Origin of the sequence: Streptomyces sp. AC550_RSS872 (assembly GCF_019049285.1) — a bacterium.
Lineage (GTDB): Bacteria > Actinomycetota > Actinomycetes > Streptomycetales > Streptomycetaceae > Streptomyces.
The window spans coordinates 20,089-33,009 of record NZ_JAGMUL010000057.1; the positions used below are offsets into that span (position 1 = coordinate 20,089).

Genomic DNA, 12,921 nt, shown 5'->3' on the forward strand with positions numbered 1-12,921 from the left:
GGCCCCTCCCGTCCTGCTTGTCCGCCGACGCCCTGTTACAGCGCGCCGAAGCCCACCTTGCGCGGAGCCGGCTCACCGAGCTCCACGTACGCGAGGCGGTCGGCCGGGACCAGGACCTTGCGGCCGTGCTCGTCCACGAGGCTGAGCAGCTGCGACTTGCCGGCGAGCGCCTCGGACACCGCCCGCTCCACGTCCTCGGCACTCTGACCGCTCTCCAGAACGATCTCGCGGGGCGCGTGCTGCACGCCGATCTTGACCTCCACGGCTATGTCCCTCCGACGGTCAGTGAAGTGCGCGACCTTCCGCGCCGTACCCAGCACACATTAGCCCGGTGAGGGGACGTTCACGCTCCGCCCAAGAACGCCAGGAGCGAACAGCGGACGGGAACAAACGCCCGGTACGCGTGCGTGCCGTCGTCTCAGTGGTGCTCGGTGCCGTGCAGCGGGAAGCCCGCGATGCCGCGCCAGGCCAGGGACGTCAGCAGCTGCACCGCCTCGTCGCGCGGCACGCTGCGGTCGCTGTGCAGCCAGGAGCGGGCCACGACCTGGGCGAGGCCGCCGAGACCGGAGGCGAGCAGCATCGACTCCGCGCGCGAGAGGCCGGTGTCCTCGGCGATGACGTCGCGGATCGCCTCGGCGCACTCGATCGTGACCTTGTCGACGCGCTCGCGCACTGCCGGCTCGTTGGTCAGGTCGGACTCGAAGACCAGCCGGAAGGCGCCGCCGTCGTCCTCGACGTACGCGAAGTACGCGTCCATCGTCGCCCGGACGCGCTGCTTGTTGTCGGTCGTCGACGCGAGCGCGTTGCGTACCGCCTGGATGAGTGACTCGCAGTGCTGGTCCAGCAGGGCGAGATAGAGGTCGAGCTTGCCCGGGAAGTGCTGGTAGAGCACCGGCTTGCTGACGCCGGCGCGCTCGGCGATGTCGTCCATCGCGGCCGCGTGGTATCCCTGTGCGACGAAAACCTCCTGGGCAGCGCCCAGAAGCTGGTTCCGTCGGGCACGGCGCGGCAGGCGAGTGCCCCGCGGGCGTGCCGCCTCTGTCTGCTCGATGGCTGTCACGCCGCCTCCCAATGTCGTCCACATGCGGTGTGCGCCGCGTCGCCATCGTACTTTTCGGTAACCCTGGTGTGCGCGGTGCGAGCGCAGAATTTCACGGACCGGACGGTGGCGAATATCGCACAGAAGGTTTGAAACCAGGTCGGAACGGGCAAGAAGTGGCCTCTCTCCTGCTCAACGGCACTGTCTTCCGTGCCCGGCTGTACCTGCGTTCGTACTCAGCGGCCCCCTGTGCCGCGCCGTGTCACCGGTAGTCGTCCTCGTCGATGGAGACCACGCGCGCCTGCTCGATCAGATCGGCCTCGTTGGCCCGGTCCTGGTTGGCGCCGGACGGCCGGTCGTCGCGGTCGGGCCTGACGTCGGCCTGCTGCTCGGCGGCGTCGGCCGCAGGGGCCTCGACGTCGAACTCCTCGTCCTGCTCGGTGTCCTCGTCCGCGAAGGTCTCGGGGTCGGTGGGGTCGACGGCCATGGCGGGCTCCCTTCCTAGAACGTCCCCGTGGGGCACGACGTCCCTGGGTGAAGCAGGGGTCCGTATCCGGGTGCCCTGCGTACGAGCCTAGGAGACACCGGATCCGGACGCTATGCGATCCGCGGGGGATCTGTGGGCGATTCGGGCGTGCTCGGGGCGGCTTCTGTGGTCGTGGTGCGTGTGCCCGGTTTCCCGGCCGGGAAGCTGCCATGTACGGGTCGACTTGTGACGGCGAACACATGAACCACTGCGTGATCGTCTCGTAACATTGGCGCATGTCTTCGACCGAGCTCCCGTCAGCGCCGGCCGCCAACGTGCTCCCCAAGGTGGCGACCGTCAGGGTCGCCGAGGGGGAGCGGCTGTGCTCGGTCGGGCTGCCGGGGATCACGCTGACGGTGCGGTCGAGACCGCCCGCGCGCGAGGGGCTGCCGCCCGCGCTGTACGTCCATGGACTCGGTGGCTCCTCGCAGAACTGGTCGGCGCTGATGGAGTTGCTCGACGGCGACGTCGACTGCGAGGCGGTCGACCTGCCGGGCTTCGGCGACTCGCCGCCACCGGACGACGGCGACTACTCGATCACCGCGCACGCACGCGCGGTGATCCGCTATCTCGACGCCTCCGACCGAGGCCCCGTACACCTCTTCGGCAACTCGCTCGGCGGTGCCGTCGCCACGCGCGTCGCCGCCGTACGTCCCGACCTGGTCCGTACGCTCACGCTCGTGTCGCCCGCCCTGCCCGAGATCCGCGTCCAGCGCAGCGCCGTGCCCACGGCCCTGCTCGCGGTGCCTGGAGTGACGGCGCTCTTCACCCGGCTCACCCGGCAGTGGACGGCGGAGCAGCGGGTCCGTGGCGTGATGCACCTCTGCTACGGCGACCCCACGCGCGTGTCGCCGGAAGGATTCACCAACGCCGTCGAGGAGATGGAACGGCGGCTGCGACTGCCGTACTTCTGGGACGCGATGACGCGCTCCGCGCGTGGTCTGGTCAACGCCTACACCCTGGGCGGCCAGCACGCGCTGTGGCGCCAGGCCGAGCGCGTGCTGGCGCCGACGCTCCTCATCTACGGCGGCCGTGACCAACTCGTGGGCCACCGCATGTGCCGCAAGGCCGCCCGCAGCTTCCGCGACTCCCGACTGTTGAGCCTGCCCGAGGCCGGGCACGTCGCGATGATGGAGTACCCCGAGGTGGTCGCCCGGGCGTTCCGTGAACTCCTTGCGGAGTCGGGGGAGGCGGCGGGAGAGCCTACGGCCGCGGGGCGTGCTCGGGGCGGGGCCCGGGGCAAGGAGGCCGCCGCGGGCCAGGACGAGGCCGTGACCGAGAACGCGGGGAGCTGAGGCGCGACGTGGGACGCCACAGCCGCCGCGGGCCTGCCGCCAAGCCCAAGCGCGACGACGCGGACACGACGGCACGACAGGACGCCCGGGGGGACTCACGGGGGGTACCGCCGGAGACGGGTGCGGGTCGGCGGCGGCCGGCCGCGCCGGGCGCGGGTCCGAGTGCCGGTCCGGGCGCGGGCGCGGGCGCGGGCACGGGCGCGGGGCAGAGCGGTTGGCCGCAGTCGGGCGGGGCCGGTGGTCGCCGGGTGCCGGGTCCACCGCCTCCTCGGCAGGGGATGCCGGGCGGTGGGGCGCCGACGTACGGCGGGCGGGGCTTTCCCGACGGCACGCCCGCGCATGGATTTCCGAGGTTTCCTGACGGCCCTCCTGTGCAGGGGGTTCCGCGGTTGCCCGACGGCACTCCCGCGCATGGATTTCCGAGGTTCCCTGACGGCACTCCCGTGCAGGGGGTTCCGCGGCTGCCCGACGGCACTCCCGCGCGCGGCACTCCCCGGGCCCGTGGCGGCCATCCCGAGCAGCGGGAACCCGGGGGTGGCTGGGGCGAGTTGAGGGGGCGTGCCGGGGTCGCGTACGGCGCTCCCGGGGGAGCCGGCGCCCCGCCCGCGACCGGCGTTCCGGTGCCGCGACCCCGACGCGCTTCGCCGTCCGAAGGGCCCCGGCAGGAGTATCTGGAGGCCTTCGACGCGGACGTCGACGTCTTCGCGCCCCGTACCTCCGGGACCGCGCACGCGGCCGATCCGTACGCCTCCGTCACTGACTGGGACACCCGGTCCGGTGCCGGCAACGGCGTCGTGGACGATGCCGGGACGGGCGTGGACGACGACGCTCCGCCGACCGGCGAGCCCGTGGCGGCCAAGGGCGGCAGGGGGCGGACCTTCTCCGGCATCGCGGCTGCCGCAGTCGTCACCGTGCTGGCCGTCGTGGTCGCCGGTCAGGTCGCCATGGGACGGGACGACGGCGACGTACAGGCGCAGTCCGCCGCGGATCAGGCGCGGGGCGACCGTGACGCGGCCTCGCGCGGGGACGGGCGGCCGACGCCGTCCGGCTCGCCGAGCGTGGCCCCGCCGACGTACGAGCAGCAGATGGGCAGGACGTACGCGCTGAGCGCCACGCTCAAGGGCTCGGGGGAGTTCGAGGCGATCCCGGGGGTCGACAAGGCGCCCGGCAGGGGGCAGAAGTTCAGCTATCGCGTGGATGTGGAGAAGGGGCTCGGGCTCGATGGCGAGCTCTTCGCCGAGGCCGTGCAGAAGACGCTCAACGACGACCGGAGCTGGGCCCACAACGGCGCCTACACCTTCGAGCGCATCTACTCCGGCAAGCCCGACTTCGTGATCACGCTGGCCAGCCCCGGTACGACGGCCGACTGGTGCGCCAAGTCCGGTCTGGACACCACCGTCGACAACGTGTCGTGCGACTCCGCCGCCACCGAGCGCGTCATGATCAACGCGTACAGATGGGCGCAGGGTTCCGAGACGTACGGTGATCGGATCCATGAGTACCGGCAGATGCTGATCAACCACGAGGTCGGCCACCGGCTCGGAAACCCCCATGTGACCTGCGACAAGGACGGCGAGCTCGCCCCGGTCATGCAACAGCAGACCAAGTTCCTCGACCACGACGGGATCCACTGTCGACCCAACCCCTGGGCCTACCCCGGGAGTTGACGGGACGCGAACTGGGGCTCGCGCTCGTCTTCGTCGCGCACGACCTCGCCGTCGTACGCCAGGTCAGCGACCGGGTCGCGGTGATGCGGCGCGGGCGGATCGTCGAGGAGGGGCCGGCCGACGACGTGTACGACAACCCGCGGGACCCGTGCGCCAAGCAGCTGCTGGCAGCCGTACCGGCATTCGACCCGCGGATCGCGGCCCGGCGGCGGTCCGCGCGGCGGGAGTTGGTCACCCTGTGACCCTCCGAGCCGATCAGGAGTGACGATGCGTGCGCGTTTGGTCTCCTAGCGCGACGGAACGCGACCTGCACGGGAAAGTTACGACCGTTCACCCCTTTTGGTGGCGCGATGGACAACCGTCCGTCGCGCCACCGCCTTGTCCGCATACGTTCGTCCCGCTGTGAGCCGCCGGGGGAACGGCGGCTCCCCTTAGGGAGATCGGGGGTGTGCTCGTGCGCATCGGACTGATTGCGGAGGGTGGCTATCCGTATGTGAGCGGTGACGCCAGGCTCTGGTGCGACCGGCTCGTGCGCGGGCTCGGGCAGCACGAGTTCGACATCTACGCGCTCAGCCGCAGCGAGCGCCAGGAGGACGAGGGCTGGGTCCCGCTGCCACCGCAGGTCAGCCGCGTGCGCACGGCGCCGCTGTGGACGGCCGAGGATGACGGGGTGGTGTACGGGCGCCGTGCGCGCCGCAGGTTCGCCGAGTGCTACGGCGAGCTGGTGGCCGCGCTCTGCGCGGGCGGCGTCGCAGAGGGGCCTGGGGCCGCCGCAGACGCATCCGGAGCTTCCGAGCACATGTCGGCCACTGAGGCGGACCGTTTCGCCAACGCGCTGTACGGGCTCGCCGAACTCGCCCGCGACGAGGGCGGGCTGGTGGGAGCGCTCCGCTCCGAGGCCGCCGTACGCACCCTTGAGCGCGCCTGCCGAGCGCGGGGCGCCCTGCGCACGGCGCGCGAGGCGCGCGTACCCGATCTGCTGGCCTTCGCCGCGCATCTGGAACACGCCCTGCGCCCCCTCTCGCTCGACTGGTACGAGGACGACGGCCTGGGCTCGGTCGACCTCTGTCACGCCACGTCCGGTGGCGCCGCCGCCCTGCCGGGCCTGCTCGCCCACCACTTCAGCGGCGTACCACTGCTGCTGACCGAGTACGGCGTCCGCCTGCGCACGCACTACCTGGCCGCCCCTGAGGCCTCGCCCGCCGTACGCTCCCTGCTCGCCGCCCTGCACGGCAGGCTCGCCGCCGAGGCCTACGCCCGGGCCGCTCTCATCACGCCCGGCAACGGCCACGCCCGTCGCTGGCAGGAGCGCTGCGGCGCCGACCGCGCGAAGCTCCGCACGGTCTACCCCGGCATGGACGCCTCCCGCTTCGCGGAGGTCGGCGAGGCCCCGGAGTGTGCGGACCCGGACTCGCTGATCTGGGTCGGCCGTATCGAACCGGCCAAGGACATCGTGTCGTTGCTGCACGCCTTCGCCGAGGTGCGCAAGAAGGAGCCGAAGACCCGCCTGCGGATCGTCGGCACCCCGTCAGGTGCGGAGGGCGCCGCCTATCTCGGCCATTGCAGGGCGCTGGCCGCGCAACTCTTCCCCGACGAGGCCGAGGGCCCGCACACCGTCGGCGACAATCCCGTCACCTTCGAGGAGGTCGGCGCCCCGGAGATCCCGACCCTCGCCGACGCGTACGCCTCGGGCGCGGTGGCCGTCCTGTCCAGCGTCGTCGAGGGCTTTCCGATTGGCCTGGTCGAGGCCATGTTCAGCGGGCGCGCGACGGTGTCCACCGACGTCGGCGCGGTGGTGGAGGTCATCGGCGGCACCGGTCTGGTCGTACCGCCGCGCAATCCGCGGGCGCTCGCCGAGGCCTGTGTGGCGCTGTTGCGCGACCCCGAGCGCCGTGAACGGCTGGGCGCAGCCGCACGCGCGCGTGCGCTCGAACTGTTCACCGTCGAGCAGAACATCGCAGCATTTCACGGCATTTACCTCGAGATCGTCTCGCGCACGCCGGTGCGCCGCCTCGTTCTGGACGAGGCCGGAGACCCGCTGCCCTTCGCCGTCCCCGCCGAAGCCCATGTCCCCGGCCGCTGGACCGAGCGCACCGCCCGCCTGGTGGCGACGGAGGCAGCGCGATGAGCAGCGGCCTTGGCGGACTGGACCGCCCCGGGGCTCCTATCAGCCCAGGGGCCTGGGACGAGCGATCGGAGGAGTGGCTCTCGGCTGAGGGAGACGCCCCGGGCAGGGCGGAGGGGGACCGCCAGGAAACGGCGGAGGGGGACGTTCATGAGGATGTCGCCGACTCGTGGCCCGCCCCCGTCGACGCACCAACCTCCACCCGCACCACCGGCCCTCGCCCCGCCCCCTCCCGCCGTACCGGCGCCGACCCCGTGAAGGCGCTGATGCACCGTCACCGTGCTCTGTGCGAACGCGCGGTGGACCCGTTGGAGATCGCTGCCGGCCTGGAGGCCCACGGCATCACCGACCGCACCGCGTCACGCTTCCTGCACCGGGACGTCTTCTCCCTCGCCGAGGAGATGTACGCCCGAGCGCCCCGCGACGCCGACGCACCCCACAGCCCTCCGCGCCCCGACACTCCCCGCGCACGGGCCGACTGGATCCTCCTCAGCCTCCTCCCCGGAGCCCTCTGCACAGCGGCCGTGACCGCCCTGCATCTCACCCACGGCCAGTCCCGCCTGATCGCGGCCGCCGCAGGAGCACTCGCCGTGGCCCTCGCCCTGCGCGCGGCCCTGGCCCGAGGCCCCCTCGCCGGCACGGACCGCAGACACCCCTGCGCCACCCGGATCACCTGGCTCGTCGCCTACGCCCTCCTCGGCGACGGACTCCTCCAGGCAGCGGCCACCGGAGGGCCCGACGCCCTCCCCGACGGGGCCGCCGACGGCCCCTGGCCTTTCACCACCGCCCCGGTCCTGGCCCTCGTCCTCTCCTGCGCCCCCGCGGCGTGGTGCGCCCACCTCCTCGCGGTGCGGGCCCGTCGCAAACTCTCGTCCAGCAGGGCCCTGGAGGAGTTCGCCACCTCCGCGAAGCCCCTGCTCCTGGGCACCTTCGCCCTCTACCTCTGCGCGCTGACGGCCCTGCTGACCCTGACCACCGCCGCCCTGGACGAGCCCGCCGCCTACCCGCAGACGCTCACCCTGGGCGGCCTCCTGTTCCTCGCCCGCCTCCTCACCGCCCACGGCTTCACCCACGCCCCCGCGCTCGTCCTCACCGCCGCGGCCTCGGCCGAGGCGACCGCCCTGACCGCGCTCTTCGCGGCCCGCCTCCCCGACTGCGCCTGGCTGGCCACCCCCGTCGAGACCCTCATCGACACCTGTGGCCCGGCCGCCATCCCCACCGCCGCCTGCGGCACGGCCGCCCTCGTCCTGCTGCTGCACGCGACCCGCACCCTCACGAGGGCCTCGGCACACGCGACGCGGGACCAGCCGTGAACCCCCGCCGAGCGGCACCGACCGCCGCGCGCACCACAGCACCCACCGCCCCACAACCGGAGGCATCACCACCCCCGACCTCCTCCGTCTGAGACCCCTTGAAGGAGAACCCCAAATGATCACCTCCCGACCCGACCACACCTCGGCCCCGGGAGCCGCCCGATGAGAGTCCTGCTGATCGGAGCCAACGGCTACCTCGGGCGCTTCGTGGCCGACCGTCTCCTCGCCGACCCCGCCGTCCAGCTCACCGCCCTCGGCCGCGGTGACGACGCCGACGTCCGCTTCGACCTCGCGTCCGGCAGCCCCGGTGCCCTCACCCGCTTCCTCGACGCGGTCCACCCCGGCGTCGTCATCAACTGCGCCGGTGCCACCAGGGGCGGCGCCCGCGAACTCACCCGCCACAACACGGTCGCCGTCGCCACCGTCTGCGAGGCGCTGCGCCGCAGCGGCTGCGGCGCCCGCCTCGTGCAGATCGGCTGCGGCGCCGAGTACGGCCCGAGCCAGCCCGGTTCCTCCACGGCCGAGGACGCCGTCCCCCGCCCCGGCGGCCCGTACGGCGTCAGCAAACTCGCCGCCACCGAACTGGTCCTGGGCTCCGGCCTGGACGCCGTGGTCCTCCGGGTCTTCTCACCCGCGGGCCCCGGCACCCCCGCCGGCTCCCCTCTCGGCCGACTCGCCGAGGCCATGCGTCGCGCCATGCAGTCGGGCGACGGCGAGCTCAAACTCACCGGCCTCGGCGCCCAACGCGACTTCGTCGACGTCCGCGACGTCGCCCGCGCCGTCCACGCCGCCTCACTGTCCGCCGCGCAGGGCGTCATCAACATCGGCTCGGGCCGCGCCGTCCGTCTTCGCGACGCCGCCGCCGTCCTCGCTCGCGTGGCCGGCTACGGCGGCGCCCTCCACGAACTCGACGGTCCGCCAAGCCCGTTGCGCCCGTCCATCGGGCACCCCCGTGCCGACTCGGACCACGCGATGCACGTGACCCACGCGGTCCACGCCGCGCACGCGGGCCAGTCCGCCCCGGTGGTGTACCCGTACCCGGACGGTTGCGGCAGCTGGCAGCAGGCCGACGTGCGCACGGCACGAGACCGGCTCGGCTGGCGCCCCCGGATCAACCTGGAGGAGTCTCTGGGTGACATCTGGATGGAGGCGGCATGCCGTATCTGACCGGTACCACGCCGATCACGGCGAGCACGGGCCTCCGCACCGGCCTCGGCGTCCCCGGCTATGCGCACCCCCTGCTCGCCCCGGCCGAGTGGGGCGAACTCACCCGGCCCGGCACCCCCGTGCACTGGGTCGTCCTCAACGTCGCCGAGGGCCCCGGAGCCCGCCCCGACCCGCACTGCCTGCAAGCCGCCGGCATGCTCCACAACGCGGGCGTCCGCGTCCTCGGCCACCTGGACACGGCCCACCTGGACGCAGCCCGACTCGACACGGCACGCGGCGCCCGCGCCTTCGGCGAGGTGATCTCCGAGGCCCAGCGCTATCTGGACTGGTACCGGGTCGACGGCTTCTTCCTGGACCGCTGCCCCACCGAGCGCGCCGCTCTGCCCGAGGTCCGCCGCACGGCCACCACGCTCCGCGCGCTGCGTGACGAGGCCCACATCGTCCTCGGCCATGGCACCCATCCTCACCCGGGCTACGCGGAGTGCGCCGACCAACTGGTCACCTTCCGTGGCTCGTGGAGCGACTACCGCTGGTCGCAGGTGGCCGAGTGGACGGCCGACTACCCGCCCGACCGCTTCTGCCACTTCGTCCACGGAGTGCCCCTCGGCCACCTCGACGAGGCGCTGCGCATCGCCCGCTGGCAGGGCGCCGCGACCGTCTGGTTCACCGACCGCACGGACCGCGGCGGTCGCACCGACCCCTGGGAGGCCATGCCCGGCTACTGGGACGAAATCGTCTCGCAGATCGGAACAGGTGTCTCGGAATGAAAAAGGCCATGGCACTGTTACGGAGAGAACAACCGTAGTGATCGACCGACCAACGGAGTCCCCGTGTCGCTGCCACCCCTGGTCGAGCCGGCCCCCGAGCTCACCGTAGACGAGGTTCGCAGGTACTCCCGCCACCTGATCATCCCCGATGTGGGGATGGACGGGCAGAAGCGGCTGAAGAACGCCAAGGTGCTGTGTGTGGGCGCCGGCGGCCTGGGCTCGCCGGCACTGATGTACCTGGCCGCGGCGGGCGTCGGGACGCTCGGCATCGTGGAGTTCGACGAGGTCGACGAGTCGAACCTCCAGCGTCAGATCATCCACAGCCAGGCCGACATCGGCCGCTCCAAGGCCGAGTCCGCGCGCGACTCCGTCCTCGGCATCAACCCGTACGTGAACGTGATCCTTCACGAGGAGCGGCTCGAGGCCGACAACGTGATGGACATCTTCAGCCAGTACGACCTGATCGTCGACGGCACGGACAACTTCGCGACCCGCTACCTGGTCAACGACGCCTGTGTGCTGCTGAACAAGCCGTACGTGTGGGGCTCGATCTACCGCTTCGACGGTCAGGCCTCCGTCTTCTGGTCCGAGCACGGCCCCTGCTACCGCTGCCTCTACCCGGAGCCCCCGCCGCCCGGCATGGTCCCCTCTTGCGCCGAGGGCGGCGTGCTGGGCGTGCTGTGTGCGTCCATCGGCTCCATCCAGGTCACCGAGGCCATCAAGGTCCTCACCGGCACCGGTGAGCCGCTGGTCGGCCGTCTGATGATCTACGACGCCCTGGAGATGCAGTACCGCCAGGTCAAGGTCCGCAAGGACCCGAACTGCGCGGTCTGCGGCGAGAACCCGACCGTCACCGAGCTCATCGACTACGAGGCCTTCTGCGGCGTCGTCTCCGAGGAGGCCCAGGAGGCGGCCGCCGGCTCGACGATCACTCCCAAGCAGCTCAAGGAGTGGATCGACGACGGCGAGAACATCGAGATCATCGACGTCCGCGAGATCAACGAGTACGAGATCGTCTCGATCCCCGGCGCCCGGCTGATCCCGAAGAACGAGTTTCTCATGGGTTCCGCTCTTGAGGGCCTTCCGCAGGACAAGAAGATCGTCCTGCACTGCAAGACGGGTGTCCGCAGTGCGGAAGTCCTCGCGGTCCTGAAGTCCGCGGGCTTCGCCGACGCCGTGCACGTCGGTGGCGGCGTGATCGGCTGGGTCAACCAGATCGAGCCGGACAAGCCGGTCTACTGACCCGAGCCGGTCTGCTGACCCGAGCCGGTCTGCTGACCGGACTGTCTCGCCGGTAAGGCGCACATGGCTCCCACGGCGGGGGCTTCGAGCACCACGGGTGCTCGAAGCCCCCGCCGTCGTCATGAGCAGACCTTGCCGTCCTCGGGCACCGTCCCATCCAGCAGATACGCGTTCACCGTGGAGTCGACGCAGTCGCTCCCCTTCCCGTACGCGCTGTGACCCTCGCCCTTCCAGGTGAGCACCACACCGACGCCCTTGCCCAGTTCGTCCGCCATCCTCCGGGTGCCCTCGTAGGGCGTCGCCGGGTCGCCGGTGTTGCCGACCAGCAGGATCGGTGCCGCACCCGGCGCGCTCACCTGCGGGGTGTCGTACTGCCCGGCCACCGGCCAGTCGTGACACCAGCCTGCCGTGTCCCAGCCCAGCATGGGACCGAAGACGGGTGAGACCTTCTCGAACCTCGGCAGCAGCTTCTTCGTCTCCTCGACCGTCGGCCGCTGCTTGTCGTCCAGGCACGATATGACCCGTTGTGAGTGGGACCCCGTGCCGTAGCGACCCGACGGGTCGCGGTCGTTGTAGCTGTCGGCGAGCGCCAGGAGTTCCGAGCCGTCGCCCTGCTCGGCCGCCTCCAGGGCGCTGGTCAGGGTCGGCCACCGCGACTCGCTGTACAGCGGCTGGACGAGGCCGGTGAGCGCGAGCGTCTCCGTGAGCTTTCGCTCGGACGACGTGGGCAGCGGGCTCGCGTCGATCCGCTTCAGCAGGGTCACGATCTTCCGCGTACCCTCCTCGGCGCCTTGGCCGGTGGACCGGAGATAGTTGTTCAGCGCGCGCTGGAACCCCCTGGCCTGGTTCTCGGCATGCCCCGCGGAGTCGGCGCTCGGGTCGGCGACCGCGTCCAGGATCAGCCGTCCGACGTTCTTCGGGAACAAGTGGGCATAGACACCGCCGAGTTCGGTGCCGTAGGAGATGCCGAAGTAGTGCGTCTTCCTGTCGCCGAGAACCTGGCGCATCAGATCCATGTCGCGGGCGGTGTCGGTGGTCGACACATGGGCCATCAGCGGCCCCTCGGACTTCTCGCAGCCCTTCCCGAAGGCGGCGGCGTCCCGGAAGTACGCCGTCTCCTCGGCCGGTGAGTCCGGTGTGATGTCCACGGACTCGGATGCCTGGATCTCCTTGTCGCCGCGGCAGCGCACGCCGTCACTGGCGCCCACCCCGCGCGGGTCCCAGCTCACCAGGTCGTACTGCTTGCCCAGCTCGGATGCGGTGGAGGCGTACCACGGCAGTGTGGACACCCCTGAGCTGCCGGGGCCGCCGAAGTTGAACAGCAGCGAGCCGATGCGGTCGTCTCCGGTGGCCTTGGCGCGGATCAACGCGAGGTCGATCGTCCTGCCCGCCGGTTCGGCCCAGTCCAGCGGCGCCTTGAGCGTCGCGCACTGCCACTCGTCGCCCGGTGCGGGGGAGCCACCGGTGGCCTTGCAGCGCCCCCAGTCGAGTTTCTGCGAGGTCAGTGACGACGGCAGCGGGGCCCCCGAGCCGGCGGAGGAGGCCGGCGATCCCGTGCCGCTCGTCTTCCCCTCGGCATCCGCACCGTCCGACGAGCCGCCGCTGCAACCCGTCGCCAACAGGGCAGCGGCCGCCGTCAGGGCCGTCCACAGTACGAAACGCGCCATCTCACTTCCCCCCTCGCAGGCCGTCCGCACCGTGCCGCGGATGGCGGTCAGGCCATAGTAGGCGGATCACCATCAGGCCGTCGGGGCCTGTGGATAACTCTCTGACCTGCACT

11 protein-coding genes and 1 pseudogene are annotated in these 12,921 nt (G+C 71.8%); 8 read left to right on the plus strand and 4 right to left on the minus strand.

Annotated elements, in window-relative coordinates:
• Nucleotides 1–35: 35 nt before the first annotated feature.
• From KUM44_RS22875 to KUM44_RS22885, 3 genes are all read right to left on the minus strand, one after another.
• Entirely contained in the window at nucleotides 36–263 is a 228-nt protein-coding gene (locus KUM44_RS22875) for a DUF3107 domain-containing protein (RefSeq protein WP_062668721.1), read from the minus strand.
• Nucleotides 264–418: 155 nt separating this feature from the next.
• A complete protein-coding gene (locus tag KUM44_RS22880; protein ID WP_217210483.1) occupies nucleotides 419–1,060 on the minus strand; it encodes a TetR/AcrR family transcriptional regulator in 642 nt (213 codons plus the stop codon).
• Nucleotides 1,061–1,301: 241 nt separating this feature from the next.
• Nucleotides 1,302–1,526, minus strand: coding sequence for a hypothetical protein (locus KUM44_RS22885; RefSeq protein ID WP_217210484.1), 225 nt, complete (start codon nucleotides 1,524–1,526; stop codon nucleotides 1,302–1,304).
• A gap of 275 nt (nucleotides 1,527–1,801) precedes the next feature.
• Between KUM44_RS22885 and KUM44_RS22890 the strand changes: the two genes are divergently transcribed.
• The 8 genes and pseudogenes from KUM44_RS22890 to moeZ all read left to right on the plus strand — a co-directional run bounded on the left by KUM44_RS22890 (nucleotide 1,802) and on the right by moeZ (nucleotide 11,141).
• A complete protein-coding gene (locus tag KUM44_RS22890) occupies nucleotides 1,802–2,860 on the plus strand; it encodes an alpha/beta fold hydrolase (protein ID WP_217210486.1) in 1,059 nt (352 codons plus the stop codon).
• An 8-nt stretch (nucleotides 2,861–2,868) separates the two neighbouring features.
• Nucleotides 2,869–4,527 (plus strand): DUF3152 domain-containing protein, encoded by a 1,659-nt coding sequence (locus KUM44_RS22895; protein ID WP_217210487.1) that lies wholly within the window; start codon nucleotides 2,869–2,871, stop codon nucleotides 4,525–4,527.
• Nucleotides 4,528–4,532: 5 nt separating this feature from the next.
• Nucleotides 4,533–4,769: pseudogene (locus KUM44_RS22900) on the plus strand (ABC transporter ATP-binding protein); the annotation flags it as partial.
• 212 nt (nucleotides 4,770–4,981) lie between these two features.
• Nucleotides 4,982–6,655, plus strand: coding sequence for a DUF3492 domain-containing protein (locus tag KUM44_RS22905; protein WP_217210555.1), 1,674 nt, complete (start codon nucleotides 4,982–4,984; stop codon nucleotides 6,653–6,655).
• Entirely contained in the window at nucleotides 6,652–7,965 is a 1,314-nt protein-coding gene (locus KUM44_RS22910; RefSeq protein WP_217210488.1) for a hypothetical protein, read from the plus strand. Before KUM44_RS22905 ends, KUM44_RS22910 begins: the two co-directional genes overlap by 4 nt.
• 162 nt (nucleotides 7,966–8,127) lie before the next feature.
• A complete protein-coding gene (locus KUM44_RS22915) occupies nucleotides 8,128–9,132 on the plus strand; it encodes an NAD(P)-dependent oxidoreductase (protein WP_217210489.1) in 1,005 nt (334 codons plus the stop codon).
• Nucleotides 9,120–9,899 (plus strand): spherulation-specific family 4 protein, encoded by a 780-nt coding sequence (locus KUM44_RS22920; protein WP_217210490.1) that lies wholly within the window; start codon nucleotides 9,120–9,122, stop codon nucleotides 9,897–9,899. The genes KUM44_RS22915 and KUM44_RS22920 overlap by 13 nt, the downstream gene beginning before the upstream one ends.
• A gap of 63 nt (nucleotides 9,900–9,962) precedes the next feature.
• A complete protein-coding gene (moeZ, locus tag KUM44_RS22925) occupies nucleotides 9,963–11,141 on the plus strand; it encodes an adenylyltransferase/sulfurtransferase MoeZ (protein ID WP_217210491.1) in 1,179 nt (392 codons plus the stop codon).
• A gap of 119 nt (nucleotides 11,142–11,260) precedes the next feature.
• Here the strand turns inward: moeZ and KUM44_RS22930 are convergent, their stop codons facing one another.
• Nucleotides 11,261–12,808, minus strand: coding sequence for an alpha/beta hydrolase (locus KUM44_RS22930; protein WP_217210492.1), 1,548 nt, complete (start codon nucleotides 12,806–12,808; stop codon nucleotides 11,261–11,263).
• Nucleotides 12,809–12,921 lie beyond the last annotated feature (113 nt).

What these genes read in the sequence shown, in the direction of transcription:
- KUM44_RS22885 (WP_217210484.1), bottom strand. Translation starts at nt 1,526, where the DNA reads ATGGCCGTCGACCCCACCGACCCCGAGACCTTCGCGGACGAGGACACC.
- KUM44_RS22890 (WP_217210486.1), top strand. Translation starts at nt 1,802, where the DNA reads ATGTCTTCGACCGAGCTCCCGTCAGCGCCGGCCGCCAACGTGCTCCCC.
- KUM44_RS22910 (WP_217210488.1), top strand. Translation starts at nt 6,652, where the DNA reads ATGAGCAGCGGCCTTGGCGGACTGGACCGCCCCGGGGCTCCTATCAGC.
- KUM44_RS22915 (WP_217210489.1), top strand. Translation starts at nt 8,128, where the DNA reads ATGAGAGTCCTGCTGATCGGAGCCAACGGCTACCTCGGGCGCTTCGTG.
- KUM44_RS22920 (WP_217210490.1), top strand. Translation starts at nt 9,120, where the DNA reads ATGCCGTATCTGACCGGTACCACGCCGATCACGGCGAGCACGGGCCTC.
- KUM44_RS22930 (WP_217210492.1), bottom strand. Translation starts at nt 12,808, where the DNA reads ATGGCGCGTTTCGTACTGTGGACGGCCCTGACGGCGGCCGCTGCCCTG.